This is a genomic window from Pseudomonas sp. C 49-2, from assembly GCF_003970195.1.
GTDB lineage: Bacteria > Pseudomonadota > Gammaproteobacteria > Pseudomonadales > Pseudomonadaceae > Aquipseudomonas > Aquipseudomonas canadensis.
This window is the reverse complement of sequence record NZ_RXYG01000003.1, coordinates 255,295-280,883: the sequence shown is the minus strand read 5'-3', so window position 1 is coordinate 280,883 and position 25,589 is coordinate 255,295. Positions and strand designations below refer to the sequence as shown.

The 25,589-nt window shown below is 59.8% G+C and carries 24 protein-coding genes; 17 read left to right on the top strand and 7 right to left on the bottom strand.

Annotation, left to right across the window (positions count from 1 at the left end; all coding sequences use genetic code 11):
• Positions 1-80: 80 nt before the first annotated feature.
• Positions 81-1,427 carry an MFS transporter gene (locus EJ576_RS07595; RefSeq protein WP_122724742.1) on the bottom strand — a complete coding sequence of 449 codons (1,347 nt, stop codon included), beginning with the start codon at positions 1,425-1,427 and terminating at the stop codon, positions 81-83.
• A 251-nt stretch (positions 1,428-1,678) separates the two neighbouring features.
• Here EJ576_RS07595 and EJ576_RS07585 point away from each other — a divergent pair, with 251 nt between their 5' ends.
• The 3 genes from EJ576_RS07585 (at position 1,679) to EJ576_RS07575 (ending at position 6,831) form a co-directional block, all read left to right on the top strand.
• Complete coding sequence (locus tag EJ576_RS07585; RefSeq protein ID WP_122724737.1) at positions 1,679-2,044, top strand: YkgJ family cysteine cluster protein; 366 nt, start codon at positions 1,679-1,681, stop codon at positions 2,042-2,044.
• Positions 2,045-2,184: 140 nt separating this feature from the next.
• Positions 2,185-4,449: a bifunctional diguanylate cyclase/phosphodiesterase gene (locus EJ576_RS07580; protein ID WP_122724735.1), complete on the top strand. Its 2,265-nt coding sequence runs from the start codon at positions 2,185-2,187 to the stop codon at positions 4,447-4,449.
• Positions 4,450-4,653: 204 nt separating this feature from the next.
• On the top strand, positions 4,654-6,831 hold the full coding sequence (locus tag EJ576_RS07575) for a hypothetical protein (protein WP_068935521.1): 2,178 nt from the start codon (positions 4,654-4,656) through the stop codon (positions 6,829-6,831).
• Between the two features lie 292 nt (positions 6,832-7,123).
• On the opposite strand, the gene EJ576_RS07570 is transcribed toward EJ576_RS07575, so the two are convergent.
• Positions 7,124-7,426 (bottom strand): DUF2288 domain-containing protein, encoded by a 303-nt coding sequence (locus tag EJ576_RS07570; protein WP_126569973.1) that lies wholly within the window; start codon positions 7,424-7,426, stop codon positions 7,124-7,126.
• A 340-nt stretch (positions 7,427-7,766) separates the two neighbouring features.
• Here EJ576_RS07570 and EJ576_RS07565 point away from each other — a divergent pair, with 340 nt between their 5' ends.
• The 9 genes from EJ576_RS07565 to EJ576_RS07525 all read left to right on the top strand — a co-directional run bounded on the left by EJ576_RS07565 (position 7,767) and on the right by EJ576_RS07525 (position 15,410).
• Positions 7,767-8,894 carry a branched-chain amino acid ABC transporter substrate-binding protein gene (locus tag EJ576_RS07565; protein WP_122724731.1) on the top strand — a complete coding sequence of 376 codons (1,128 nt, stop codon included), beginning with the start codon at positions 7,767-7,769 and terminating at the stop codon, positions 8,892-8,894.
• A 226-nt stretch (positions 8,895-9,120) separates the two neighbouring features.
• Positions 9,121-10,044: a high-affinity branched-chain amino acid ABC transporter permease LivH gene (gene livH, locus EJ576_RS07560; RefSeq protein ID WP_028619257.1), complete on the top strand. Its 924-nt coding sequence runs from the start codon at positions 9,121-9,123 to the stop codon at positions 10,042-10,044.
• Complete coding sequence (locus tag EJ576_RS07555) at positions 10,041-11,294, top strand: high-affinity branched-chain amino acid ABC transporter permease LivM (protein WP_028619256.1); 1,254 nt, start codon at positions 10,041-10,043, stop codon at positions 11,292-11,294. Before livH ends, EJ576_RS07555 begins: the two co-directional genes overlap by 4 nt.
• Positions 11,291-12,058: a high-affinity branched-chain amino acid ABC transporter ATP-binding protein LivG gene (gene livG / locus EJ576_RS07550; RefSeq protein WP_010212365.1), complete on the top strand. Its 768-nt coding sequence runs from the start codon at positions 11,291-11,293 to the stop codon at positions 12,056-12,058. The genes EJ576_RS07555 and livG overlap by 4 nt, the downstream gene beginning before the upstream one ends.
• Before the next feature lies 1 nt (position 12,059).
• Positions 12,060-12,761: an ABC transporter ATP-binding protein gene (locus EJ576_RS07545; RefSeq protein WP_017844798.1), complete on the top strand. Its 702-nt coding sequence runs from the start codon at positions 12,060-12,062 to the stop codon at positions 12,759-12,761.
• A gap of 195 nt (positions 12,762-12,956) precedes the next feature.
• Positions 12,957-13,253, top strand: coding sequence for a DUF2282 domain-containing protein (locus EJ576_RS07540; RefSeq protein ID WP_010212367.1), 297 nt, complete (start codon positions 12,957-12,959; stop codon positions 13,251-13,253).
• Positions 13,254-13,276: 23 nt separating this feature from the next.
• Positions 13,277-14,155, top strand: a complete 879-nt coding sequence (locus tag EJ576_RS07535; protein ID WP_126569972.1) for a DUF692 domain-containing protein — start codon at positions 13,277-13,279, stop codon at positions 14,153-14,155.
• Positions 14,152-14,928, top strand: a complete 777-nt coding sequence (locus EJ576_RS07530; RefSeq protein WP_122724728.1) for a DUF2063 domain-containing protein — start codon at positions 14,152-14,154, stop codon at positions 14,926-14,928. The genes EJ576_RS07535 and EJ576_RS07530 overlap by 4 nt, the downstream gene beginning before the upstream one ends.
• Positions 14,925-15,410, top strand: a complete 486-nt coding sequence (locus tag EJ576_RS07525) for a DoxX family protein (protein WP_028619253.1) — start codon at positions 14,925-14,927, stop codon at positions 15,408-15,410. Before EJ576_RS07530 ends, EJ576_RS07525 begins: the two co-directional genes overlap by 4 nt.
• Here the strand turns inward: EJ576_RS07525 and EJ576_RS07520 are convergent.
• A complete protein-coding gene (locus EJ576_RS07520; RefSeq protein ID WP_028619252.1) occupies positions 15,407-16,315 on the bottom strand; it encodes a LysR family transcriptional regulator in 909 nt (302 codons plus the stop codon). The genes EJ576_RS07525 and EJ576_RS07520 overlap by 4 nt on opposite strands.
• A 105-nt stretch (positions 16,316-16,420) precedes the next feature.
• Between EJ576_RS07520 and EJ576_RS07515 the strand changes: the two genes are divergently transcribed.
• The 3 genes from EJ576_RS07515 (at position 16,421) to EJ576_RS07505 (ending at position 19,508) form a co-directional block, all read left to right on the top strand.
• Entirely contained in the window at positions 16,421-17,020 is a 600-nt protein-coding gene (locus tag EJ576_RS07515; protein WP_122724726.1) for a short chain dehydrogenase, read from the top strand.
• A gap of 96 nt (positions 17,021-17,116) precedes the next feature.
• Entirely contained in the window at positions 17,117-17,788 is a 672-nt protein-coding gene (locus tag EJ576_RS07510; protein WP_126569971.1) for a COG3650 family protein, read from the top strand.
• Positions 17,789-17,894: 106 nt separating this feature from the next.
• The gene (locus EJ576_RS07505; RefSeq protein ID WP_028619249.1) at positions 17,895-19,508 is read left to right on the top strand and encodes an NAD(P)/FAD-dependent oxidoreductase; all 1,614 of its coding nucleotides are present in this window, start codon (positions 17,895-17,897) and stop codon (positions 19,506-19,508) included.
• A 94-nt stretch (positions 19,509-19,602) separates the two neighbouring features.
• Here EJ576_RS07505 and EJ576_RS07500 read toward each other — a convergent pair whose 3' ends face one another.
• A complete protein-coding gene (locus EJ576_RS07500) occupies positions 19,603-20,697 on the bottom strand; it encodes a PLP-dependent cysteine synthase family protein (protein ID WP_126569970.1) in 1,095 nt (364 codons plus the stop codon).
• A gap of 216 nt (positions 20,698-20,913) precedes the next feature.
• Between EJ576_RS07500 and nhaA the strand changes: the two genes are divergently transcribed.
• Positions 20,914-22,101, top strand: coding sequence for a Na+/H+ antiporter NhaA (gene nhaA / locus EJ576_RS07495; RefSeq protein WP_122724720.1), 1,188 nt, complete (start codon positions 20,914-20,916; stop codon positions 22,099-22,101).
• A gap of 724 nt (positions 22,102-22,825) precedes the next feature.
• Here the strand turns inward: nhaA and EJ576_RS07490 are convergent.
• Positions 22,826-23,290 (bottom strand): glycine zipper 2TM domain-containing protein, encoded by a 465-nt coding sequence (locus EJ576_RS07490; protein WP_003189251.1) that lies wholly within the window; start codon positions 23,288-23,290, stop codon positions 22,826-22,828.
• Between the two features lie 157 nt (positions 23,291-23,447).
• Here EJ576_RS07490 and EJ576_RS07485 point away from each other — a divergent pair, with 157 nt between their 5' ends.
• Entirely contained in the window at positions 23,448-23,708 is a 261-nt protein-coding gene (locus EJ576_RS07485; RefSeq protein ID WP_122724718.1) for a hypothetical protein, read from the top strand.
• Between the two features lie 36 nt (positions 23,709-23,744).
• On the opposite strand, the gene pdxH is transcribed toward EJ576_RS07485, so the two are convergent.
• Positions 23,745-24,392, bottom strand: coding sequence for a pyridoxamine 5'-phosphate oxidase (gene pdxH, locus EJ576_RS07480; RefSeq protein WP_122724716.1), 648 nt, complete (start codon positions 24,390-24,392; stop codon positions 23,745-23,747).
• Between the two features lie 27 nt (positions 24,393-24,419).
• The gene (locus EJ576_RS07475; RefSeq protein WP_123476495.1) at positions 24,420-25,571 is read right to left on the bottom strand and encodes an OmpA family protein; all 1,152 of its coding nucleotides are present in this window, start codon (positions 25,569-25,571) and stop codon (positions 24,420-24,422) included.
• Between the last annotated feature and the right edge of the window lie 18 nt (positions 25,572-25,589).

Here is a 25,589-nt window from a genome sequence, read left to right as displayed (position 1 = left end):
CGCATTCTTTCAGAGAGAATGCGGCGTTTTTTATGGGGGCGGCTTCGCCGCCCAGCGCGGGGCAAGCCCGCTCACTACAATCAGGCAGGGACGCTAGCAGCTGGCACCTCCACCCCGCTCAACCCCTCCTTCATCTTCTTGGCATCGCGCACAAAGCTGCGCGACGCCTGGAACAGAAACAGCATGGTCAAGAACAGCGCCACCGGAATCAGGTACATGGCGTCATGCAACCCCACCGCTTTATAAGCTTCGGTCATCTGCTCCGCCCCCGCCGCATACATCGCCGAGTGGGCGAAATGATCGGAAAGCCCGCCCACCACGATCGGCCCCATCCCACCGCCCAGCAAATACAGCCCGGCAAAAAACAGCGCCATGGCCGTGGCCCGCAGGCGTGGCTCGACCACGTCCTGAATCGCCGTGTAAACGCAGGTGTAGAAGTTATAGGCAAACAACCAACCCACGCTGAACAGCGCCACGAACACGCCAATCTCGATGCGCCCGGCGTGCAACGCCCAAGCGGTGGTCACGGTTGAGATGATCAGGCTGAACGCGGCGAACAACAGGCGACCATTGGCAACACGCTGGTGGATCTTGTCAGCGACCCAGCCGCCGAGGGTCAGGCCCACCAGGCCGGTCAGACCGACGATCACACCCGTGGCAACGGCGGCTTCCTGCAACGGCATCAGGAAGTAACGCTGCAGCATCGGCACCAGGAACGAGTTGCAGGCATAGGTCGCAAAGTTGAAGCACAACCCGGCCAGCACCAGCCACAGGAAGGTCGGCACCGCCAGCACGCGGCGGATCGGGCGGTCGACGCGCTCCTGGGAGACTTGCACGGTTTCGGCGGCGCCGCGCTTGGGCTCCTTGATATAGAACATGAACACCGCCAGGATCATCCCCGGTACCGCCGCGATAAAGAACGGCGCGCGCCAGCTGTCGAACGCCTTGACCATCCAGCCGATGGTGAAGAACGCCAGCAACAGCCCCAACGGCAGGCCCAGCATGAAAATGCCCATGGCCCGCGCGCGACGGTGCGCCGGGAACAGGTCGCCAATCAGCGAGTTGGCCGCCGGCGCATAACTGGCTTCGCCAATGCCAATGCCCATGCGCACCAGCAAAAACGTCCAGAAACTGCCGACCATGCCGTTAACCGCCGTCAGCCCGCTCCAGGCAAACAGGCCCCAGCCCATCAGTTTACTGCGCGAGCCGGTATCGGCCAGGCGCCCGAGGGGCAAGCCGGCAATGGCGTAGACGATGGTGAAGGCGGTACCGATGATGCCGAGCTGGAAGTCGCTCAGGTGCCATTCCATGCGGATTGGCTCGATGATGATCGCCGGAATCGTGCGATCGAAGAAGTTGAACAGGTTGGCCAGGAACAGCAGGAACAGAATGCGCCAGGCATTCGCCGCTTGGGTCGAGTTCTGCATGGGTCCGTCTCTTTTATTGTTATGAGAGCTGCGATGCCCGATGCATCCTGCCCGGTACCTGCAACATAGTCAGACGGCACCCGGTTGTCTGTAATGATTCGTAAAGCTGATAGGGCATGATTTCGCCCGGCAGCACGGGACTTCGCCTACAAAAATATAAGTTCTTGCCCCCCTTCCCAACGGCCATGGCCCGGATAGAATGGCGAGCCTTCCGTAACACCCCACTCCTACTTTTCTTATCGATGACGCCCATGTCCGAAGCCAGTCCGTGTCTGAATTGCGGTGCCTGCTGTTCACACTTCCGTGTGTCTTTCTTCTGGGGAGAGTGCGCCTCGTCGGGGGGCACGGTGCCCGATGACCTGGTGGTACAGATCAACCCCACCCGCGTGGCGATGATCGGCACCGACCAGAAACCGGCGCGCTGCTGCAGCCTTGAAGGCGACGTAGGCCAAGGCACCCGATGCACGATTTACGAGCAACGCTCCAGTGTGTGCCGCGAGTTCGAGTCCTCCTGGTATGAGGGCGTGCACAACGCCGATTGCGATGCAGCCCGCGCCGCGTTTGGCCTGGCGCCGCTGGAAGCACCGTTCGAACTGGATCTGCCCATCAGCGCTTAGCATCAAACGCTATGGGTGGCATGACAAAATCGTAGACAAGCAAAGTGCCATTACTCCTTGGCGAATTCTCCTACACGTCTACACTCGTCCCCATAGGTCATCGCCGTAGGCAGTGACGTGACTCTATGACGGGACATGCTATGGAATGGCTGGGTCTGCATTTTTTTACCGAGCTTCCAGAGAGCGGGCACTTATTACTCAATTGCAGTCATAACCCCTTCCTGGTACTGCTCGCCTATCTGGTCGCGTGCGCGGCGGGTTTCGGCACGCTGGACATGGCCGAACGCGTCGGCCACGTCGAAGACCCTACCGCGCGGCGCAACTGGCGCTGGCTCGGCGCCGGTTGCCTGGCAGGCGGCATCTGGTCCACCCACTTCATCAGCATGTTGGCCTTCCAGGCCCCGATTGCGATCCATTACGAACTGTTCATGACGTTCGCCTCCTTGCTGATCGCACTGATCGCGTCGTTGATCGCCATGCAAACCCTCAGTCACTCCAACCTGCGCTTCCACCAGTACTTACTGGCGTCGGTCTGGATGGGCATCGGCATCGCCCTGATGCATTACGTCGGCATGTCCGCCATGCGTTCCCAGGCCCAGGTGTATTTCGAAACGCGGCTATTCTTGGCCTCGATCGGCATTGCCATCGGCGCCAGCCTGGCAGCCTTGCTGCTGTCGAGTTACCTGCGCAACGGTGCCGGAGTGTTCCACCAGTTGCTTAAATATGCCGCCAGCCTGGTGCTCGGCGCCGGCATTCTCAGCATGCACTTCACCGGCATGGCCGCCATGCGCCTGATGGTGCCGACCGGGGCGGACCTGTCGCTGCCGCTGGACAACAACCCGATTCAACTGGGCCTGTCGGTCGCCGTCATCACCCTGCTGGTGATCGGTAGCAGCATCAGCGCCGCCCTGGCCGACAAGAAGCTGCAGCACAAGGAACGTGACCTGCGCCGGGTCAACGCCTTGCTCAGTGAACTGGACCAGGCCCGCGCTTCACTGCAACAGGTGGCCCACTACGACGCCTTGACCAGCCTGCTCAACCGCCGGGGTTTCAACCAGATCTTTGCGGAAAAGCTCGCCGAAAAAACCGCCTCCCACGGCATGATGGCGGTGATTTTCCTCGATATCGACCACTTCAAACGCATCAACGACAGCCTCGGGCATGACGCCGGCGACCAATTGCTCACCGTGCTGGCCGGACACATCAAGAGCTCGGTGCGCAGCCACGCCGATGTGGTCGCGCGGTTTGGCGGCGATGAGTTCTGCATCCTGATCAGCATCCACCACCGCGACGAAGCCCGGCACCTGGCCCAGCGCATCATGCAACAGATGAAAGAGCCCATCGAACTGGCCGGCCGGCGCATGGTGATGACCACCAGCATCGGCATCAGCCTATTCCCCGACGACGGCCTGACTTGCGAAGAGTTGTTGAAAACCGCCGACCTGGCGCTGTATCAGTCCAAGGATGCCGGGCGCAACAGCCTGAACTTCTTCAGCTCCAACCTGAAAACCCGCGCCTTCCTCGAACTGCAACTGGAAGAAGAACTGCGCGGCGCCCTGCGCACCCGTAACCAACTGGTGCTGTTCTATCAACCGATCTTCGACATGAAACTGGGCAAGGTCACGCGGTTGGAAGCCTTGGTGCGCTGGCAACATCCACAGCATGGCTTACTGGCCCCGGACCGCTTTATCGGCATCGCCGAAAGCAACGGCCTGATTGCCGAACTGGACCACTGGGTACTGCGCCAAGCCTGTCACGACCTGAGCCTGCTGTCTGAACGGGGTTATACCGACCTGACCATGGCGGTGAACTGCTCGGCCCTGAACCTGGCCCGTGATGAGCTGGCGGATGAAATCGAAGACGCGTTGCGCTTCAGCGGGATCGGCGCCAACCGCCTGGAGCTGGAAGTCACCGAAAACGCCCTGATGGGCAATATCAGCAGCACCTTGGCGTTGCTGCGGCAGATCCGCGCGTTGGGCGTGTCGTTGGCCATCGACGACTTCGGCACCGGCTACTCGTCCCTTGCTTACCTCAAGCGCTTGCCACTCAACACGCTGAAGATCGACCGCTCGTTTATCCAGGATATTCCCAAGTCCACCGCCGATATCGAGATCGTCCAGGCGGTGATTGGCATGGCCCACACCCTGCACTTGCAGGTGGTGACCGAGGGCGTGGAAACCCAGGCCCAACTCGAGCTGCTGCACAAGCATGGCTGCGATTTCGTGCAGGGTTATCTGCTTAGTCCGGCGGTGCCGGCCAGTGACATCATCGGCGTGATGCAGGGCATCAACCAGCGCAACCCACTCCCCCCGCCTAGAGGGGCTGGCACCAAGGACGGCGGTTCGCCGCAAGACGCCTCCCCAAACCGTGGCAACTCCACGTCCATCGTCAGGCCAATTCGCTGACGCCGAATCTTTGGCATTTCGCCATCATCTGCCTAAAGAACGCCGACGAACGGCCGATTCATCAGAGTCCGGCCAGGTTTTCCCTGAAAACACTAGGGTTTAGCCCACTCGCCGAGGACAAGGACGCACTGTAAAGTCGCGAACTCTCATTCCGTGATGGCCATTTGATACTTTCCAGCCATCCGCCCAGGCACATGGCGCACAATGACTTCTAAAAATAACTCTGCCACCGTGGTATCTGACGTGTTGCTCCCAGCTCCTGCGGACAAGCCCTCAGGTTCAAAGTCATTGAGCACCGCCCGCCCGCTGGCCACCCAGCAATACCTTTACTTCACCGAAACCAATACCGACCGCATCCTCGACAACCTCGACGGTCTGCGCGACATGGTGTTCCCGCGCCCGCCCCACTTGGAAGGCGACAACGATCCGCGCAACGAGCAGGAATTTCCCTCGGTGTGCCTGATCGGCCTGGGCCGTTGTGGTTCGAACATCGCACTCGACGTCGCGGAGCTGGTTTACAACGCACGCAAGTTCTACCTGAACGAATTCAGCAACGAAGATAAATCGCAGGACAAGGGCTACAGCCCGGCCCAGTGGATCCGCAACAACCTGCGCCTGGGCGGCGGCAAGGCCACCAAGCCGGTGTTCCTGGTGGAACCACTGGTGATGCTCGGCGACCTGGACAAGGACATCGCCGGGCGCATCCGTTTCTCGCGCAAGGGCGAAAAAAGCGGCTTCCTGCGCGACTACAGCAAGATGAAAATCATGGACCTGTCGGAAGTCCATGCCGGTGGCGCCGGTAACGCGCCGATCCTCGGTCAGTACCTGGCCAAGATCATCCTCAATAAAGACACCCAGCGTTTTTCCAGCCCTGACTGGAAGATGATCCACTCGTACCTCATCGACTCCTGCGGCATCAAGGCCAACCAGTCGCGCCTGTACTTCTCGATCTTCAGCGCCGGTGGCGGCACCGGTTCAGGCATGGCTTCGGAGTTCGGCCTGGCCCAGCAGCACTCGTACATGAACAAGACGTTCGACACCAAACCCGCCGACGAGCACGACAGCAAAAGCGGCCATGCCTTTGTGTTCGAACCGATCTTCACCAGCGGTATTTGCGTGCTGCCGAACATCTCCGACCACCGCAGCGAAATGTCCGAGGCGCTGCACATCAACGCCGGGCGCCTGCTGTGCAAATACCTGTCGGAAGAATGGGACTTCTCGTACAACTTCGCCAATGAAGACAGCAGCGAAGCCAGCGTGAAGGGGCGTATCCGGCCGTGGAACGCAATGATGTTGATCTCCAACGACATCATGCGTTATGCCGAAGAAAGCGATGACGGCAATATCCAGAACATTGACGTCAATGCCATGGAAAAACACGCCAACCAGTACATTTCCCAGCAGATCTTCAACATCCTCACGGCCCAGGCCGTGACCACCGACTACGACCAGAACTACTTCCGTCGCGCCGGGATCGACATTGGTGAAACCATTCGCCTGGATGCCAACGACCTGTTCATGAGCCTGGCCGGCCCTGTGGCAATTGCCTATGCCGAGTCCGTCGTCCCGGAAACCCCGGCGCCGTCGAGTGACAAGTTCAAGGTGTTCGAGAAAGAACCGCAACGCCTGAACATCGACGACCTGTTCTTCCGCTCCATCGACCTGCCGCACTTCAACAAGGTCACCCAGGCCATCGAAGGCATCAGCCTGCTGCCGATCGAGTCCAAGCGCTACAAGGCGTCGCTGGAGCAGTACAAGAATTCCGGCTACGACGCGGCCGCATTGCACGACCTGCACTTCTTCAAGAACTGCTCGTCGGTGGTGTCGATTGTTTCGTTACCCAAGGACTACAAGCTGTCCTACATGGACCTGAACCGGCTCAAGACCCACCTCAACAGCCTGTTCCCCAACACCACCCTCAAGCGCTATGCCTTGGTGATTGGCGCATCGGCCAACTTGTCGCTGACCACCTTGATCGCCAAGAGCCCGTGCCTGTCGGATGATTTCCTCACGCTGATCGTCGCCTTCATCAAGCGCTGCTTTGCGCGCAACCCGTACCGCTTCGATGACACGCTGGACAACTCGATCCTGGACTTCATCATCCACGAGGACTTCGACGAAGACCGTATCGACGAACTGCTCAACGAGTTCGAAAACCCGGCGAAGATCCTCGACACCAACTGGTACGCGATCAAGCCGATGTATGAGAAGAAGTACCGGGAGCTGATCAACGACAAAGACAAGTTCGTGTCGATCAATGACATTCGCCTGTCACGGGATTGCGTGAAGAAGGCGATCAAGTATTTGCGTGAGATTTACCGTCACCGGATTGGCAAGACCAAGGTTATTTCGTTGAATAACCATACTGGCAAGACGGCATAAACCGCGTTGACCCCATCGCAGGCAAGCCAGCTCCCACACTTGTAATGCATTTCAAATGTGGGAGCTGGCTTGCCTGCGATAGCGGTATATCAGTCAATAAGATTCTTAGGCTTTGCCACACGCGGAAACAATTCAACAGGCATTCCGCGCCACGCCAAACTGTTCCCATGACGTGCACGTCACCCTCACCTGTGACCTTTCTCCACGGCAACATGCCATCACGGCGTCAGCAGTTACTCCGCTACACACTTGCCACAGCAAAAAGCACGCACCTTTTTTGTGCGCGCTATTCTTACTCTGCCCTTTCCTGGATCAGAATCCACGGCGAGACCACTACCGCCCACAGGCTCGGATCACGCGCCACCAGGTCCAATGCCCGCGTCGCAGACACTTCGCCAAGGCTGCCCGCGGCCAGCCAGGCAGCGACTTTGTCACGGTTGTCCTCGGCCATTCCCTTGGCGGCTTCGATCAAATCCAGGCCGGCGTCGACCCACAATAGGGCACCCTTGGCAAAGAACGGCTCAAGCTCCTTCCAGGATATTTCGGCGGTTTCACCGAGCAGCTTGGCATAGAGGGTGCTAGGTTCTTGCGTCATGGGAATTCACCTGAGTAAAAAACGGCGCAATCATAACGTCGTGGCTCTTGTAGAAAAACCCAGTTGCAAATGAGTTACCGAGAGAAAGTGTCAGGAAAGCCAAGGATTGCCCGAAACTCTGGCATCACCCCGCCGCCATTCTGTCTTTTTCTTTCATTTAAGCGACATACCCGGGTTTTGCCCCCAGCAGCCAGCTTTTCAAGCGATCAACCGGCGCTCTACACTGTACCGGTACAGTTGCCAGGGCACTGCCGGGGGGATATCCGAGATATCTGATCCGGTTCTGCAGCTCACAAGGCCGCTAGAACTATAAAAAATACAACAGTAAGAGTGGAGCACTATGAATAAGGCTACTAAGCAGATTTCCAAACTGTTTGCCGCTATGGTCCTGGCTGGGGTTGCCGGCCATTCGTTCGCAGCCGACACCATCAAGATCGGTATCGCAGGTCCTAAAACCGGTCCAGTGACGCAATACGGCGACATGCAATTCATGGGTGCCAAGCAAGCCATCAAAGACATCAACGCCAAGGGCGGCGTCGACGGCAAGATGCTTGAGGCCAAGGAATACGACGACGCTTGCGATCCTAAACAAGCCGTTGCCGTCGCCAACAAAGTGGTCAACGACGGCGTCAAGTTCGTGGTCGGTCACCTCTGCTCCAGCTCCACTCAACCCGCTACCGACATCTACGAAGACGAAGGCGTGATCATGATCACCCCAGCGGCCACCAGCCCGGAAATCACCGCGCGTGGCTACAAGCTGGTCTTCCGTACCATCGGTCTGGACAGCGCTCAAGGCCCAGCGGCCGGCAACTACATCGCCGACCACGTCAAGCCTAAAGTCGTTGCCGTACTGCACGACAAACAGCAGTACGGTGAAGGCATCGCCACCGCCGTTAAACAGACTCTTGAAAAGAAAGGCGTGAAAGTAGCCGTCTTCGAAGGCCTGAACGCTGGTGACAAGGACTTCTCCTCGATCATCCAGAAACTCAAGCAAAACAACGTCGACTTCGTCTACTACGGTGGCTACCACCCAGAGCTGGGCCTGATCCTGCGTCAGTCGAAAGAAAAAGGCCTGAACGCCAAGTTCATGGGCCCAGAAGGCGTCGGCAACGACTCCATTTCGCAGATCGCCCAGAACGCTTCCGAAGGCCTGCTGGTGACCCTGCCGAAATCCTTCGACGCAGACCCAGCAAACAAAGCCATCGTTGATGCTCTCGTAGCAGACAAGAAAGACCCAAGCGGCCCGTTCGTGTTCCCGGCTTACTCGGCAGTTGAAGTGATCGCTGGCGGTATCGCCGCAGCGAAGAGCGAAGACACCGCCAAAGTAGCTGCGGCTATCCACGCTGGTACCTTCAAGACCCCTACCGGCGACCTGAGCTTCGACGCCAAGGGCGACCTGAAGGACTTCAAATTCGTGGTCTACGAATGGCACTTCGGTAAACCAAAAACCGAAGTTTCCCCTCAGTAAGCCGGGCGTTACTGGTCCAACAAGCCCACTGTGAGAGCAGTGGGCTTTGTTTTACGAGGTTTATGGGCCTGTCACCCGCGATCCGGGCGCTGGCTCACCTGAAAATCTTAAAACCGTCACCAGCGGTTCGCTGGCAAACGCTTTGTGCAACCTGGTCACAGAACAGGGCACAGGCCGGAAATGACTCCACCAGTGAAATGCGTATCGGGTTTTTAGGAGCGCTGTAATGCCTGAGATCTATCATTTTTTCCAACAGCTGGTTAATGGCCTGACCATTGGCAGCACCTATGCCTTGATAGCCATTGGCTACACAATGGTTTACGGCATCATTGGAATGATCAACTTCGCCCATGGCGAGGTGTACATGATTGGTTCCTACGTGGCCTTTATCGCCCTTGCCGGGTTGGCCATGATGGGTATCCACTCCCTGCCGCTGTTGATGACCGCCGCGTTCCTGGCGTCGATCGTCGTGACCAGTGCCTATGGCTACAGTATCGAGCGCGTTGCGTATCGTCCCTTGCGTGGCAGCAACCGTTTGATCCCGCTGATTTCCGCCATCGGCATGTCGATTTTCCTGCAGAACACCGTATTGCTGTCCCAGGACTCCAAGGATAAGTCCATTCCCAACCTGATCCCGGGGAGCATCTCCTTCGGCCCAGGTGGCGCACAAGAAGTGCTGATTTCGTACATGCAGATCCTGGTCTTTGTCGTCACCCTGGTGGCGATGCTCGGCCTGACCCTGTTCATCTCCCGCTCCCGTCTGGGGCGCGCCTGCCGGGCTTGTGCCGAAGACATCAAGATGGCCAACCTGCTGGGCATCAACACCAACAACATTATCGCCCTGACCTTCGTGATCGGCGCCGCATTGGCAGCCGTTGCGGCGGTGCTGCTGAGCATGCAGTACGGCGTGATCAACCCCAACGCCGGTTTCCTGGTAGGCCTCAAGGCCTTTACTGCGGCGGTTTTGGGCGGCATCGGCAGTATCCCGGGCGCGATGCTCGGTGGCCTGGTGCTGGGTGTGGCCGAAGCCTTTGGCGCCGATATCTTCGGCGACCAGTACAAGGACGTCGTGGCGTTCGGCCTGTTGGTTCTGGTGCTGTTGTTCCGTCCGACCGGCATCCTGGGCCGTCCGGAGGTTGAGAAAGTATGAGCAGATATCTTAAATCGGCGTTCTTCAGCGCGCTGTTGGTTTGGGCGGTTGCGTTCCCCGTACTCGGCCTCAAGCTGAGCATTGTCGGCATCAACCTGGAAGTGCATGGCACCGGTCCCGTGACCCTGACCATCATCGCCCTGTGCTCGGTGCTGATGTTCCTGCGCGTGCTGTTCACCCAGCAGGTCGGTGCCTTGTTCAAGGGCAACCGTGGCCCACTGGTATCGCCTAAGGTCAGCCAATTCCTGACCCTGCCGCGTACCCAGCGCTACATCATCATCGGCCTGATCGTGGCCGCGTTGATCTGGCCGTTCTTCGGCTCGCGCGGCGCGGTCGATATTGCCACCCTGATCCTGATCTACGTGTTGCTGGGCCTCGGCCTTAACATCGTGGTCGGCCTGGCCGGCTTGCTCGACCTGGGTTACGTGGGTTTCTACGCCGTAGGTGCCTACACCTACGCGCTGCTCTCGCACTATCTGGGCTGGGGCTTCTGGATCTGCCTGCCCTTGGCGGGCATGGCGGCGGCTACGTTCGGCTTCCTGCTGGGCTTCCCGGTACTGCGCCTGCGCGGTGACTACCTGGCGATCGTGACCCTGGGCTTCGGTGAAATCATCCGACTGTTCCTGCGTAACCTCACGGATATCACCGGCGGCCCCAACGGTATCAGCAGCATCCCCAAGCCGACGTTCTTCGGGCTGACGTTCGACCGTAGCGCCGCAGAAGGCATGCAGACCTTCCACGAGTACTTCGGGATCGACTACAACCCGGTGAGCAAAGTGGTGTTCCTGTACCTGGTGGCACTGCTGCTGGCACTGGCTGCCCTGTTCGTGATCAACCGCCTGCTGCGCATGCCGATCGGCCGTGCATGGGAAGCGCTGCGTGAAGATGAAATCGCCTGCCGTGCACTCGGCATGAACCCGACAGTCATCAAGCTTTCGGCCTTCACCCTCGGGGCAACCTTTGCCGGTTTCGCCGGCAGTTTCTTCGCCGCTCGCCAAGGCCTGGTAACGCCGGAGTCGTTCACCTTCATCGAGTCGGCGATTATCCTCGCCATCGTGGTACTGGGTGGCATGGGCTCGCAATTGGGCGTGATCCTGGCAGCAATCGTGATGATCCTGCTGCCGGAATTGATGCGTGAGTTCAGCGAATACCGCATGTTGATGTTCGGGGCCATGATGGTGCTGATGATGATCTGGCGTCCTCAAGGCCTGCTGCCCATGCAACGTCCACACATGGAGCTGCGCAAATGAGCCGCGAGATCCTGAAAGTCGAAAATCTGAGCATGCGCTTCGGCGGCTTGCTGGCGGTCAACGGCGTGGCCCTGACCGTGAAAGAAAAACAGGTTGTGGCACTGATCGGCCCGAACGGCGCCGGCAAGACCACGGTGTTCAACTGCCTCACCGGTTTCTACAAGCCGAGCGGTGGCAGCATCCTGCTGGACGGCCAGCCGATCCAGGGCCTGGCCGGTCACGAAATCGCCCGCAAGGGCGTGGTGCGGACCTTCCAGAACGTACGGTTGTTCAAGGACATGACGGCGGTCGAGAACCTGCTGATCGCCCAACACCGTCACCTGAACACCAACTTCTTCGCAGGCCTGTTCAAGACCCCGGCGTTCCGCAAGAGCGAGCGCGAGGCCATGGAGTACGCCGAGTACTGGCTGGACAAGGTCAACCTGACCGAGTTTGCCAACCGCCCGGCCGGCACCTTGGCCTACGGTCAGCAACGTCGGCTGGAAATCGCCCGCTGCATGATGACCCGTCCGCGGATCCTCATGCTCGACGAACCAGCCGCCGGCCTGAACCCCAAGGAAACCGAAGACCTCAAGGCGCTGATCAGCGTGTTGCGTGAAGAAAACAACGCCACCGTGCTGTTGATCGAACACGACATGAAACTGGTCATGAGCATTTCCGACCACATCGTGGTGATCAACCAGGGCACGCCGTTGGCCAACGGGACGCCGGAGCAGATCCGCGACAATCCTGAAGTGATCAAAGCCTATTTGGGGGAAGCGTAAAATGCTGCAATTCGAAAACGTTTCCACTTTTTACGGCAAGATCCAGGCCCTGCACAGCGTCAACGTCGAAGTGCGCCAGGGTGAGATCGTCACGCTGATCGGCGCCAACGGTGCCGGCAAATCGACCCTGTTGATGACCCTCTGCGGTTCGCCCCAGGCCCACAGCGGCAGCATCCGCTACATGGGTGAAGAACTGGTGGGCCAGCAATCCTCACACATCATGCGCAAGAGCATCGCGGTGGTGCCGGAAGGCCGTCGTGTGTTCTCACGCCTGACGGTGGAGGAGAACCTGGCCATGGGTGGGTTCTTCACCGACAAGGGCGATTACCAGGAGCAGATGGACAAGGTGCTGCACCTGTTCCCTCGGCTCAAGGAGCGCTTCAGCCAGCGCGGCGGCACCATGTCCGGCGGCGAGCAGCAAATGCTCGCCATCGGCCGGGCGCTGATGAGCAAACCCAAGCTATTGCTGCTGGATGAACCTTCACTGGGCCTGGCACCGATCATCATCCAGCAGATCTTCGACATCATCGAACAGCTGCGCAAGGACGGTGTGACGGTGTTCCTGGTGGAACAGAACGCCAACCAGGCGCTAAAAATCGCTGACCGTGCCTATGTGCTGGAAAATGGCCGGGTGGTGATGCAAGGCACTGGCGAGCAGTTGCTGACCGATCCGAAGGTGCGCGAGGCGTACCTCGGCGGTTAAGAAACACCCCTCGTACGAGCCGGCTTGCCGGCGATTGCGTCCTTGAAAACGCCATCGCCGGCAAGCCGGCTCCTACAGGGTATTTATAATTTCACTCACTTTCCGGCTGACGTGTAACAAATTCCCCCCCGCCCTCTCTAGTGGTACAAGCAGGCATTCAAGCCCGCCAACTCAACCCACTGCTGGAGATACACCATGACTACCAAACTGTCCGCCGCCACCCTCGTCCTGGCCCTCGGTTCCGCCCTGAGCCTGTCCACCTTGGCCACCACCGCCCACGCTGCCGACGACATGCAGAAATGTTTCGGCGTCGCTGAGGCCGGCAAGAACGATTGCGCCGCGGGTGCAGGCACTTCCTGCGCCGGCACCTCAAAAACCAAGGATCAAGCCAACGCCTGGAAACTGGTCCCGGCCGGCACCTGCCTCAAAACCCCAAGCTCCACCTCGCCGACCGGTTTCGGCCAGGAAGCAGCCTTCACCGCCAAGTCCTGAAACCTCGCAAAACCTGAGTACTGATGATGACCCTTTCATCCCTGCGAGCCGTCTCCCAGGCTCAGGCGCCCGGCCTCCCCCGTCGGGCCGGGCTGGGGCTCAAGCATGAGCATTTCATGGACGTGCTGGAGACCTCGCCCGACATCGGTTTTTTTGAAGTGCACGCCGAAAACTACATGGTGGCCGGCGGCCCGTTTCATCATTACCTGGGGTTGATCCGAGAGCAGTACCCGCTGTCCTTGCACGGCGTGGGCCTGTCCATCGGCGGCGATGGCCCGCTGGACCGTGCGCACCTGGCACGACTGGCCGCGCTGATCGACCGCTATCAACCCCACTCTTTTTCCGAACACCTGGCCTGGTCAAGCCACGGCCCGGTGTTCCTCAATGACCTGCTGCCCCTGGCCTACGACAGCGCGACCCTGCAACGGGTATGCGAACACGTTGACCAGGTGCAGAGCACCCTCAAGCGCCCCATGCTGCTGGAAAATCCGTCGACTTATCTGCAATTCCAGCGCTCAACCCAGGACGAGACTGACTTCATCAGCGAAATCATTCGCCGCACTGGCTGTGGTTTGCTGCTGGATGTAAACAACGTTTACGTGTCGTGCATCAACCACCAACGCGATCCACTTGCCTACATCGACGCGTTGCCATTGCACGCGGTGGGCGAGATTCATCTGGCCGGTTTTGCCGAAGACACTGACAGCCTCGGTGATCGCTTGCTGATCGATGATCACGGCGCACCTATCGATAACGCCGTGTGGCAGTTGTACGAAAAAGTACTGGCGCAGGTCGGCTCGGTAGCAACCCTGATCGAGCGGGACAACCAGGTGCCGGCGTTTGGCGTACTGCTGGCCGAGGCTCAACAGGCTGACTGGCATCTGTCGCAGGTGAACCCATGAGCCTGCATGACGATTTCGCCGAGGCATTATTGGCGCCGGACCTGGCCTGTCCCGATGGCCTGTTCAGCAGCAATGGTGCCGACCCCGCCAGCCGCTTCGTGGTGTATCGCAACAATGTGCACAGCTCGTTGATCAACGCGCTGGCAACGGCTTATCCGGTGACATTGCAACTGGTGGGCGAAGCGTTCTTCCGAGCGATGGCCGGCCTTTTTGTACAGGTTTGCCCCCCCACCAACCCGTTGATCAGCGAGTACGGCAGTGCGTTCGCGGCGTTTATCCAGGATTTCGAGCCTGCCGCCAGCGTGCCCTACCTGGCCGATGTCGCGCGCCTGGAACGCTTGCGCGTACGGGCCTATCACGCAGCGGATACCTCGCCGCTGGACCAGCAGACGGTTCTCCAAACGCTGCAAGGCCAGACAGACCTGGGGACATTGCGCCTGCAACTGCATCCCTCCCTCGCCACTTTGACTTCAGCCTATGCGGTGGTATCCATCTGGGCCGCGCACCAGGCCGAGGGCGGCTTGGCCACTCTGAATCCCTGGCACGCCCAGGGTGCGCTGGTCATGCGTCGGGGCCTGGAGGTTCAGGTCTTAGCGATCGACCACGGCTCAGTCACGTTTATCGACGGCCTGGCCCAGGGCACGCCTTTGGAAAAAGCCGTGGAGCAGGCGCTTGAAACGTCCGCCGAGTTTGACCTGCACCAATGCCTGACGCTGCTGATCAACCACAGCGCCATCACTCATTTGCATCCAGAACAAAAGGTGTCGCCATGAATACTCGTCCGTCGTGCCTGATCAACCGGGTCATCGCGCTTTTCGAACAGATCCCTTACAGCCTGATCGCTTTTCTCGCGCGCTTTTCCATCGCCGCGGTGTTCTGGAAATCCGGGCAAACCAAAGTCGAAGGCTTCGCGATTGATTTGATCAGCGGCACCTTCCAATTCGGCGAACCCAAATTGGCGGCCTCGACATTGCCGTTGTTTCGCAGCGAATACCACGTGCCGTTGCTGTCACCGGAAATCGCGGCGCACATGGCGGCATTTGCCGAGCATTTTTTCCCGGTGTTGATTCTGGTGGGCTTCGCTACACGCTTCTCAGCCTTGGCCCTGATCGGTATGACCCTGGTGATCCAGTTGTTCGTCTACCCGGACGCCTACCCGACTCACGGCACCTGGATCGCGTTGCTATTGCTGCTCGTGGCCAAAGGGCCGGGACGTCTGTCCATCGATCACCTGATCGCCCGTCGCTGCGCTTAAAGCCGATCCAGCGCCTCGCCGCTGCGCTTGAACCAATCCACCAGGTAATCGGCCAACACCTGGGTGCGGCGCGGCAAACCACCCTGATAGGGATGCACCAGGTACATCGGCATGCTCCGTGTCTGATAATCGCGCAGGAGCCAGCGCAAGCGGCCGTCAGCCAATTCTGCAGGAAGCACATAGGACGGCAGCCGCGCGATACCGGCGCCCACCAGCGCGGCCTTTTTCAACAGGTTGTAGTGGTTTGAGGCAAACGTGCCGCTGACCCTCACCCGCAGCAACTCGTGCTGCTGGTGGTACAGCCACTCTTCACGCCCGCTGTAATGGCTGTTGAGCAGGCAAGTGTGCGTGGCCAGGTCGGCCGGGGTCTGTGGCTCGCCATGTTGTTCAAGGTACGCCGGGCTGGCGCATGTCATCTCATGCCAGGCCAGCAGCGGCTTGGCCACCAGGCGCTCGTTTTCAATCGCGCCTGAGCGTACCCCCAAATCAAAACCATCCCGCGCCAGATCGCGATAACTGTTGTTGAGCTCCAACTCGATCTGCACCTGCGGGTACTGCTTGGAAAACTCCAGCAACAACCCGTCGAAGAAGGTCTCGCCCAACGACACCGGCACCGTCATGCGCACCGGCCCGGCCAGGTCGTCCTTGAGCCGCGCCAATGCTTGTCGGGCGCGATCCACCTGCACCACCAATGCCTGGGCCTGGGGCAGCAACGCCGCACCCGCGGCAGTCAGGCTGAGTTTGCGCGTGGTGCGGTGCAGCAACACCACGGAAAACCGCGCTTCCAACTGGCTGATCCGCTTGGACAACTGCCCTTTGCTGCAGCCCAGTTGCTCAGCAGCCACGGTGAAACTGCCGGCCTCGATCAGCACGGCAAACGCCGCCAGGTCATCCATCTCACTCATGGATTGTTTCCATTTGAAAACCAAAGGTTGCCTATTAGCGCGTTTATCCGCAGGAAAAGCCACTCTAGACTGAACCCTCACTTACCCCCTTGGAGGAACAGCACCATGAAAATCCTATTGATTGGCGCCAGCGGCACAGTCGGCTCGGCGGTCAAGGCAGAACTGGCTCAGCGTCACGACGTGATCAGCATCGGCCGCAACAGCGGTGACTTCCAGGTGGATATCAGCGACAGCGCGTCGATCCGCACACTGTTCGAGCAGACAGGCAAGTTCGATGCCCTGGTCTGCGCAGCAGGTAGCGTGAACTTCGTACCGTTGGGCGACATGAGCGAAAGCGACTTCGAACTGGGCCTGCGTGACAAGCTGATGGGCCAGGTCAACCTGCTGCTGGTCGGCCGCGAATACGCCAACGATGGCGCCTCGTTCACCTTCACCAGTGGCATTCTGAACCGCGACCCGATCCGCACCGGCGCCTCGGCGGCACTGGTCAATGGCGCGCTGGATGCCTTCGTCAAAGCGGCGGCAATCGAGTTGCCACGTGGCCTGCGTATCAACTCGGTGAGCCCGACGGTCCTGTTGGAAGCCATGGACAGCTACGCGCCGTACTTCCGTGGCTACAAACCGGCGCCAGGCGCCGACGTGGCGTTGGCCTACGCAAAAAGCGTGGAGGGCCTGCAAACCGGTCAGACCTTTATCGTGGGGTGATCAGGCTGCCTGTCAGAATTGCCTGAACCTCGCGGGCGGGGTTGTGGTGCGGCGCAGGCCTGCGTAACGTGGCGGCACTTGTCTGGAGACTCGATGATGCGTGCCGCCCATACCCTTGCTCTACTTGCCTTGTTTCCCCTGTTTGGCGCCTGCCAGATGTTCGATAACGATCCGGCCAAACCTTCTACTGCCGGGCTGACCCGCATGCAGGGCGAACTCACGGCGGTCGGCGGCAAACTGCTGTTCCAACCGTGTGGCGACAAACGCAACTATGTAGTCAACGACACCGGCGGCACCAGCATCCTGCAGGAAGCGGCTTCGCTGGCCGGCGAGCAAGGCGCCTTGTTTGCCGACCTGCGTGGCCAGTTCTCCGGGGTTGCCAGCGGCACCCAGGGCAGCGTCGACCTGCAACAACTTTACCGCGTCGAGCGCTCGACTTCGGCCTGCAACGACCCGGACTTCAAACGCATGATCCTGCGCGCCAACGGCCACAAACCGACCTGGGTGATGAACGTCACCGCCAAGGGCCTGGTGCTGGAACGCGAAGGCCAGCCGCCATTGGCGGTACCCTATGTGGAAGAGCAAATCGGCGATGGCCGCTTCAACTTGATGACCGAGGCCAATAATCAACACGTGGAATTGTGGGTCGCCCCGCAGCGTTGCGTTGACCCGGTCAGCGGCAGCCTGCAACACATGACGGCCGAGCTGCGCGTCAACGGCCAGGTGCAGCGCGGTTGTGCGTCGTTCGGCGGCTCGCGCGACGACTGACGCCACGCCGTGCTGTTTTAACATGACGGGAAACCACCATTGGGGCTTATAATCGCCGGTTTGCAAAACAGCCGGCCTCCGAGCCCGCCGCCTACCGGATCCTGTCATGTTACGAATCACCGAACTCAAGCTGCCCATCGACCATCCCGAAGAAGACCTGCGGCCCGCCATCGTGCAGCGCTTGGGCATCGCCAGTGATGACTTGCTCGATTTCACCCTGTTCAAGCGTAGCTACGACGCCCGCAAGAAATCCTCGGAGCTGTGCTTCATCTACACCATCGACTTGAACGTGAAGGGTGAAGCCGCCCTGCTGCTCAAGTTTGCCGATGACCGCAACGTCAACCCGGCGCCGGATGTCAGCTACAAAGTCGTGGGCCAGGCGCCGGAAGGCCTGACGCAGCGTCCAATCGTAGTGGGTTTCGGCCCGTGCGGAATCTTCGCCGGCTTGTTGTTGGCGCAGATGGGCTTCAAGCCGATCATTCTCGAACGCGGCAAGGAAGTGCGCCAGCGTACCAAGGACACCTGGGGCCTGTGGCGCAAAAGCGTGCTCAACCCCGAGTCCAACGTGCAGTTCGGTGAAGGGGGCGCCGGGACCTTTTCCGACGGCAAGCTGTACAGCCAGATCAAGGACCCGAAATTCCACGGTCGCAAAGTCCTGCACGAATTCGTCAAGGCCGGTGCGCCGGAAGAAATCCTCTACGTCAGCAAGCCGCACATCGGTACGTTCCGCCTGACCGGCGTGGTAGAGAACATGCGCGAGCAAATCATCGCCCTCGGCGGTGAAGTTCGCTTCGAGCAGCGCGTAACCGACGTGCTGATCGAAGACGGCCAGTTGAACGGCGTTGTCGTCGATGGCGGCGAGCAGATCCTGTCCAAGCATGTGATCCTGGCCCTGGGCCACAGCGCCCGCGACACCTTCCGTATGCTCCACGGCCGTGGTGTGTACATGGAAGCCAAGCCGTTTTCGGTGGGTTTCCGTATCGAGCACCCACAATCCTTGATCGATGCGGCGCGACTGGGCAAATACGCCGGCCACCCAAAACTTGGCGCCGCCGACTACAAGCTGGTGCACCACGCCAAGAACGGCCGCTCGGTCTACAGCTTCTGCATGTGCCCAGGCGGCACCGTGGTCGCGGCGACTTCCGAGCCGGGCCGTGTCGTCACCAACGGCATGAGCCAGTACTCGCGTAACGAGCGCAATGCCAACTCCGGCATCGTGGTCGGTATCACGCCTGAGGTGGATTACCCGGGTGGTCCGTTGGCGGGTATCGAGCTGCAGGAACGCCTGGAATCCCACGCCTATGTCCTCGGCGGCAGCAACTACGAGGCGCCGGCGCAACTGGTGGGTGACTTCATCGCCGGCAAGCCGTCCACGGCGATCGGCAGTGTGGAACCGTCTTATAAGCCTGGCGTATCCCTGGGTGACTTGGCGCTGGCTTTGCCCGACTTCGCCATCGAAGCAATCCGTGAAGCCTTGCCGGCATTCGAGAAGCAGATCAAGGGCTACTCGCTGCACGACGCCGTGTTGACCGGTATTGAAACGCGCACCTCGTCGCCGCTACGAATTACCCGTAACGAATCGATGCAGAGCCTGAACGTGAAAGGCCTGTTCCCGGCCGGTGAAGGTGCCGGTTATGCCGGAGGGATTCTGTCGGCAGGCGTGGATGGGATTCGGATTGCCGAGGCGTTGGCACGGGATATGTTGGGCATCGAGGCCTGACACCTTCCCTTGTAGGAGCCCGGCTTGCCGGCGATGGCGATCTTGAGGACGCTATCGCAGGCAAGCCAGCTCCCCCACTGGTTTTTGCCGGGTGTCAGATATTCGCGCGCAGGATGCTGTCCGGCAACGGCTCGCCCCGCTCGACACTGGCCGCAACGGCCGCAATCAAGTCCTCCAGCGCATACCCTTGCCCTGCCAGCCAGGCCTGATCATAGTAAGTCGTGGCATAGCGTTCACCGCCATCACACAAGATCGCCACGATCGAACCCGATTCCCCCGCCGCTTTCATCTGCTGCGCTGCCACCAAAGCGCCAACCAGGTTGGTCCCACTGGAACCACCGACTCGCCGGCCCAAGCGCTCGGCCAGGTAGTGCATGGCCGCCAGCGACAGCGCATCCGGCACCTTGACCATCGCATCGATCACCTTGGGCAGAAACGATGCCTCAACCCGTGGCCGACCAATGCCTTCGATGCGTGAACCGCAGTCCAGGCGCAAGCTGGCGTCGCCGCTCTGATAGAAATCAAAGAACACTGAACGCTCGGCATCGGCACACAACACGCGGGTGCAGTGCTGGCGATAGCGCACATAACGACCTAGAGTCGCGGTCGTGCCGCCAGTGCCGGGGCTGGAGATCAACCAGCTCGGTTCCGGATGCTGCTCGAAGCGCATCTGCTGGAAGATCGACTCAGCGATGTTGTTGTTTGCCCGCCAGTCGGTGGCGCGCTCGGCATAGGTGAACTGGTCCATGAAGTGACCGCCACTTTCCCGCGCCAGACGTTCGGATTCGGCGTAGATCTGCGTGGGATCTTGTACCAGATGGCTCTTGCCGCCGTAGAAGGCAATCTGCGCGATCTTTTCCTGGGAGGTGGTGGCCGGCATCACCGCGATAAACGGCAAACCGAGCAAGCGCGCGAAGTAGGCTTCGGAAATCGCTGTCGAACCACTGGAGGCCTCGATCACCGGCGCGCCCGGCTTGAGCCAGCCATTGCACAACGCGTACAAAAACAGCGAACGCGCCAACCGATGTTTCAGGCTACCGGTGGGGTGGCTGGACTCGTCCTTGAAGTACAACTCGATACCCGGCAACCCCGGTAGGGGCAAGGGAATCAGGTGCGTGTCGGCGCTGCGCTGGAAGTCTGCTTCAATGATACGAATGGCTTCGCGTGCCCAGGGTCGTTGATCGCTCATGGAGAGTTTCTCTAAAGGTGTAAGCCCTGATTTTAGGGGGTTTCCTACGCCTCACACAGATACAGTACCGACTCAATCGGACATACAATTGCTAGGCTAAGGCGCAACGTCATGCCAAACAGCTGCTTATAACAAATAAGAATATAACTTTTGTTTTAACAACTAACCGTACGGGTTAGGGTACCCACCTATTGAATCTGGATTGGAGAGCATCCCTTGCCTCTGCGTAGCACTTTTACCCGTTTCTTCCAGCTGGAAGCCGCCAGCGGTCTGTTGTTGATCGCGGCTGCCGCCCTGGCGTTGATCATCAACAATTCACCTTTGTCGCACTTGTACGCTGCGTTTCTCGACGTACCGGTGGTGGCGCAGATCGGCGCGTTGAAAATCGCCAAGCCAGCCTTGCTGTGGATCAACGATGGCCTGATGGCCCTGTTCTTCCTGCTGATCGGCCTGGAGGTCAAGCGTGAATTGCTCGACGGCCACCTGTCCAAGCCCTCGCAAGTGGTGCTGCCAGGCGCGGCGGCTATCGGCGGCATGGTCGTGCCGGCGCTGATCTATTGGGCGATCAACAAGGATTACCCCGCCGCACTCTCCGGCTGGGCGATCCCCATGGCCACCGACATCGCCTTCGCATTGGGCGTGCTGGCCTTGCTGGGCAAGCGTGTGCCGGTGTCGTTGAAACTGTTCCTGATGACCCTGGCAATCATTGACGACCTGGGCGCGATCATCGTCATCGCGGTGTTCTACTCCGCCGACCTGTCCGGCGCTGCCCTGGCGGGCGCGGGTGCCTGCTTGATTGCCTTGATTGCCATGAACCGCCTGGGCGTAATCAAGCTCGGGCCGTACCTGATCATTGGACTGATCCTGTGGGTGTGCGTACTCAAGAGTGGTGTTCACGCGACGCTGGCCGGTGTGACGTTGGCCTTCTGCATCCCGATGCGCACCAAAAACGCCGAACCCTCGCCACTGCTCACACTGGAACATGCCCTGCACCCGTGGGTGGCCTACGGCATCTTGCCGCTGTTTGCCTTCGCCAACGCCGGCGTATCCTTGACTGGCGTCAGCCTGGAAAGCTTCACCCATCACGTGCCCATGGGCATCGCCGCTGGCCTGCTGATCGGCAAGACCGTGGGTGTGTTTGGCCTCACCTGGTTGGCGATCAAGACCGGCCTTGCCGCCCTGCCCAGCGGCGCGAACTGGGGCCAGGTGTTTGGTGTCGCGATCCTGTGTGGCATCGGCTTTACCATGAGCCTGTTTGTCGGTTCGCTGGCATTTGTGCCGGGTGCCAGTGAGTTTGCAGGTGAGGACCGGATGGGGATTTTGACGGGATCGATTCTGGCGGCGCTCATCGGTTATGCGGTGACGGCGATGGCGAGTCGTAAGAAGGCCACGCTTCAGGGTTGAACTGACAGACCGAAAACCAAAAAGCCGCCTCGGATTGACCGAGGCGGCTCCACTCCTCAGACCTTGCAGGTCATCGAAGCTGTCTCGCAGGAACTTCCATACGTGATAAGCACGCAGGCAGTTCACTACGAGGTTCCACATAGGTCGTGCAAACTTCGACATACTCGGCCCCATTACATTGGGCCTACCTCCAGCACACTTACCGGAACACGTGGTCTTTGGATGCAGGTCAATGCATCTTTGAGGCGGCCGGGTTGATGGGCCTTCCGCGTGAATCCGGCACGGATTACTAGCCCGTGGCGGTCAGTCCAAAAATTCGCGCGCGTACCCGGCACACCTAAAAGCAACAAACGTAGAACAGGGAAGAGCCTAACGAATATCCCGAATGAAGGTGTGACGAACAGTGATCAAATATCCAGTATTGCTTGCGAGATCTATTGCAATTTTTTGCAGTGAAATCAAAAACAGAAAAGCTGCAGGAGTCGCCCTCGTGGACTATCTCCCAACCTTGCATGAACGTATGACCAGGGGGTAACATCCGGCTGCAGGTCAATGCATCTTTGAGGCGCATCCCCAGCGGATAGCTGGGTATGCAATAAAAAACCGCCCTACTAAGGCGGTTTTTTATTGCCTGCGTTTTTTGCTTTTAACTTGGCCGCCGCCCATAAAACGAAAAACCCCAACCAGTCACCCGGTTGGGGTTTTGTGTTTCTACAACCCGCGCTTAGCGAGTAACGCGACTGGTACCATCAACGGTCATGATGCGCACGCGGTCACCAATGCGGAAGATTTCATTCTCCTGCACGGCCTGCACGTAGGCGCGCATGCTGCCGTCGTCTTCGCGAACGGTGATTTCCACACCCTGGGTGCGGGTCAGGCCTTCTTCGGTGGCCGAACCCAACAGGCCGCCAGCTACAGCACCGATCACGGCGGTCACGATGCTGCCACGGCCGCCGCCGATGGCACTGCCGCCAACGCCGCCAATGACTGCGCCAGCAGCGCCACCAATTGGGGTCTTGGTGCCTTCGATTTTCACCGGACGCAGGGATTCGATGGTCCCCATGCGCACGGTCTGTACACGACGCGCTTCGTCACGGGAGTACGAGTCGCCGGTCAGACTCGAGGCGCAGCCACCCAGCAGCAACGACAGGGTGGTAAAGCAGGCAACCAGTAAAACGGACTTACGCATAGCATTAACTCCAAAGGACAGGTGGTCATTAAACGCTGCAGCTTGACGCCTGTCACGGCAAGCACCGCAGAAAATTGCTTTCATTCAGCCTCAGTACAGACTGCCCGCACCAGAAAAATCGACGAACGGTAGCACTTAACGTCCAACCAGGATCTTCATGGATTACTTCATCATTGTAGTCACAACCCTTGCCGGCCTGTATTTCCATGGCTGGCTGTACCTGCGCATCAGGCGCTGGGTAGATCGCGATCTGGCGCTTTCCCTGGCGGGCAATGATGCGCACAAGCGCGCCTTCATGCTCAGGCAGCTGGAAAACGCCCGCAATTTGAAAATCAAACGGTCCGACCTACCGCATTGGCTGAAGAATGCCGCGCAGCAGTACACGCCCGAAGCCTCTGGTATAGAGACTTCAGGGTGACGGGCAACATTCAGGTGAAGTGACGAAAGGTGCAGCTCAGGGTGCCAAGCGCTCGCGCACCCAATCGGCCCCTTGCAGGCGATAGTTCAGGCGGTCGTGCAAGCGGCTGGCACGACCTTGCCAGAACTCGATGCGCTCCGGCAGCAAGCGATAGCCACCCCAATGCTCGGGGCAGTCGGGCTGGGTGTCGCTGAAACGCTGTTCGGTGGCCTTGAGCAGGTCCTGCAGCTCTTCGCGGTCGCGGATGACCCGGCTCTGCGGAGACGCCCAGGCGCCCAGGCGGCTGCCCAGCGGGCGGACCTGATAATAAGCGTCCGACTCTTCAGCCGTGACCTTCACCACCCGCCCTTCGATACGCACTTGGCGCTCCAAGGTCGGCCAGAAGAAGGTCATGGCCGCAAAGGGCCGCGCCGCGAGCTGCTGGCCCTTGGCACTCTGATAGTTGGTGAAGAAGGTAAAGCCCTGCGCATCCAACCCCTTGAGCAACAGGATGCGGCAGTGCGGACGACCCTCCTGGTCGACGGTGGCCAAGGTCATGGCATTGGCTTCCACCGGTGGCTGCTCGGTTTTCACCGCGTCAGCAAACCACTGATGGAACAAGGCAAACGGCTCGCTCGGGGCCTGGGCCTCGCTCAAACCATCCCGTGTGTAGTCACGGCGCATATCGGCCAGTGCCTGGGTCATGCGGCTTTATCCTTCTGGTTCAGCGAATCAGTTTTTCGCCTGGTCGTTGGCCGGTGCTGCAGCCTTGGCTTTGGCCGGCGCTGGCTTTTTGGCAGCAGGCTTGGCCGGGGCTTTTTTGGCGGCTGGCTTGGCGGCGGCTTTCTTGGCGGCGGGCGCCTTTTTAGCGGCGGCTTTGGCCGCTGGGGCCGGTGCCGGAACGTCCTGCACTGCAACCATCTCGGCGACAGGCGGGGTTTTGCCCGACTGATATTTGCTCAACAGCGCCAGCATGGTGGTGCGCTGAGTGAACATGATTTCCATACGACGGTTCAGGGCACGGCCCTGGTTGCTGTCGTTGGCGGCACGTGGCATCAGGTCGCCCATGCCACGCAGCATCAGACGGTCCTGCTTCAGGCCGCTGAGGCTGAAGATCGACGCGATGGATTGTGCACGTTCCTTGGTCAGCGCCTGGCTGGCTGGGGCGGTGCCCGTTGCGTCGACGTGGCCCAGTACCAGTACGGCGGTCTTCGGATCGGCTTCAACGGCCTTGGCGACGCGAGTGAATGGACCCAGGGTGACCGGCAGCAACATGGCTGGGCGTTTCGGGTTGTAGGAACCGTCTACCGGCGCGATCACGACGAGCACGTTGTCACGACGTTCCAGTTGCAGGTTGCTGTCCTTGATGGCGGCGCGCAGGCGTGGCTCATAGTCATCCAGCCAGGCCTGAGTGATTTTCGGGTCAGGCATCGGCACGTTGGTCACGTCGACCTTGGCCAGTGGCTTGGGTTTGCTTTCGAACGGCCACCACCATTTGGTTTCGGTGTCGTTCTTGGCGACGGCTGGAGTGGTGGCAGGTGCGGGCTCGGCGGCCTTGAGGTCGGCTTTCAGGTCGGCCTTGGCATCGGCGGCCTTTTCGTCGGCAGTCTTGGAAGAGAACGGCCACCAGCTGGAGCCGGTGTCAGCCTTGGCGGCTGGTGCGGCAGCGGCGGCTACCGGGGCGGCAGGCTTGGCGCCGGCAGCGGGCTTGGCGTCCGGTTTAGCCTCCGGCTTGGCATCGGTTTGGGTCACTGCGTCCTTGGTCGCGGCCTTATCAGATCCAAATGACCACCAATGCCCGCCCTCGGCATCATTTTGTGGAGTTTGTGCGCAGCCGGTAATAGTGAGGCATAGCGCCAGTGCCAAGGACTTGTTCGATAACATGAGATATCCACAAAATGA

Excerpts from the sequence above, each read along its gene's own strand:
- EJ576_RS07595 (WP_122724742.1), bottom strand. The coding sequence starts at position 1,427 with ATGCAGAACTCGACCCAAGCGGCGAATGCCTGGCGCATTCTGTTCCTG.
- EJ576_RS07585 (WP_122724737.1), top strand. The coding sequence starts at position 1,679 with ATGTCCGAAGCCAGTCCGTGTCTGAATTGCGGTGCCTGCTGTTCACAC.
- EJ576_RS07580 (WP_122724735.1), top strand. The coding sequence starts at position 2,185 with ATGGAATGGCTGGGTCTGCATTTTTTTACCGAGCTTCCAGAGAGCGGG.
- EJ576_RS07575 (WP_068935521.1), top strand. The coding sequence starts at position 4,654 with ATGACTTCTAAAAATAACTCTGCCACCGTGGTATCTGACGTGTTGCTC.
- EJ576_RS07570 (WP_126569973.1), bottom strand. The coding sequence starts at position 7,426 with ATGACGCAAGAACCTAGCACCCTCTATGCCAAGCTGCTCGGTGAAACC.
- EJ576_RS07565 (WP_122724731.1), top strand. The coding sequence starts at position 7,767 with ATGAATAAGGCTACTAAGCAGATTTCCAAACTGTTTGCCGCTATGGTC.
- livH (WP_028619257.1), top strand. The coding sequence starts at position 9,121 with ATGCCTGAGATCTATCATTTTTTCCAACAGCTGGTTAATGGCCTGACC.
- EJ576_RS07555 (WP_028619256.1), top strand. The coding sequence starts at position 10,041 with ATGAGCAGATATCTTAAATCGGCGTTCTTCAGCGCGCTGTTGGTTTGG.
- livG (WP_010212365.1), top strand. The coding sequence starts at position 11,291 with ATGAGCCGCGAGATCCTGAAAGTCGAAAATCTGAGCATGCGCTTCGGC.
- EJ576_RS07545 (WP_017844798.1), top strand. The coding sequence starts at position 12,060 with ATGCTGCAATTCGAAAACGTTTCCACTTTTTACGGCAAGATCCAGGCC.
- EJ576_RS07540 (WP_010212367.1), top strand. The coding sequence starts at position 12,957 with ATGACTACCAAACTGTCCGCCGCCACCCTCGTCCTGGCCCTCGGTTCC.
- EJ576_RS07535 (WP_126569972.1), top strand. The coding sequence starts at position 13,277 with ATGATGACCCTTTCATCCCTGCGAGCCGTCTCCCAGGCTCAGGCGCCC.
- EJ576_RS07530 (WP_122724728.1), top strand. The coding sequence starts at position 14,152 with ATGAGCCTGCATGACGATTTCGCCGAGGCATTATTGGCGCCGGACCTG.
- EJ576_RS07525 (WP_028619253.1), top strand. The coding sequence starts at position 14,925 with ATGAATACTCGTCCGTCGTGCCTGATCAACCGGGTCATCGCGCTTTTC.
- EJ576_RS07520 (WP_028619252.1), bottom strand. The coding sequence starts at position 16,315 with ATGAGTGAGATGGATGACCTGGCGGCGTTTGCCGTGCTGATCGAGGCC.
- EJ576_RS07515 (WP_122724726.1), top strand. The coding sequence starts at position 16,421 with ATGAAAATCCTATTGATTGGCGCCAGCGGCACAGTCGGCTCGGCGGTC.
- EJ576_RS07510 (WP_126569971.1), top strand. The coding sequence starts at position 17,117 with ATGCGTGCCGCCCATACCCTTGCTCTACTTGCCTTGTTTCCCCTGTTT.
- EJ576_RS07505 (WP_028619249.1), top strand. The coding sequence starts at position 17,895 with ATGTTACGAATCACCGAACTCAAGCTGCCCATCGACCATCCCGAAGAA.
- EJ576_RS07500 (WP_126569970.1), bottom strand. The coding sequence starts at position 20,697 with ATGAGCGATCAACGACCCTGGGCACGCGAAGCCATTCGTATCATTGAA.
- EJ576_RS07490 (WP_003189251.1), bottom strand. The coding sequence starts at position 23,290 with ATGCGTAAGTCCGTTTTACTGGTTGCCTGCTTTACCACCCTGTCGTTG.
- EJ576_RS07485 (WP_122724718.1), top strand. The coding sequence starts at position 23,448 with ATGGATTACTTCATCATTGTAGTCACAACCCTTGCCGGCCTGTATTTC.
- pdxH (WP_122724716.1), bottom strand. The coding sequence starts at position 24,392 with ATGACCCAGGCACTGGCCGATATGCGCCGTGACTACACACGGGATGGT.
- EJ576_RS07475 (WP_123476495.1), bottom strand. The coding sequence starts at position 25,571 with ATGTTATCGAACAAGTCCTTGGCACTGGCGCTATGCCTCACTATTACC.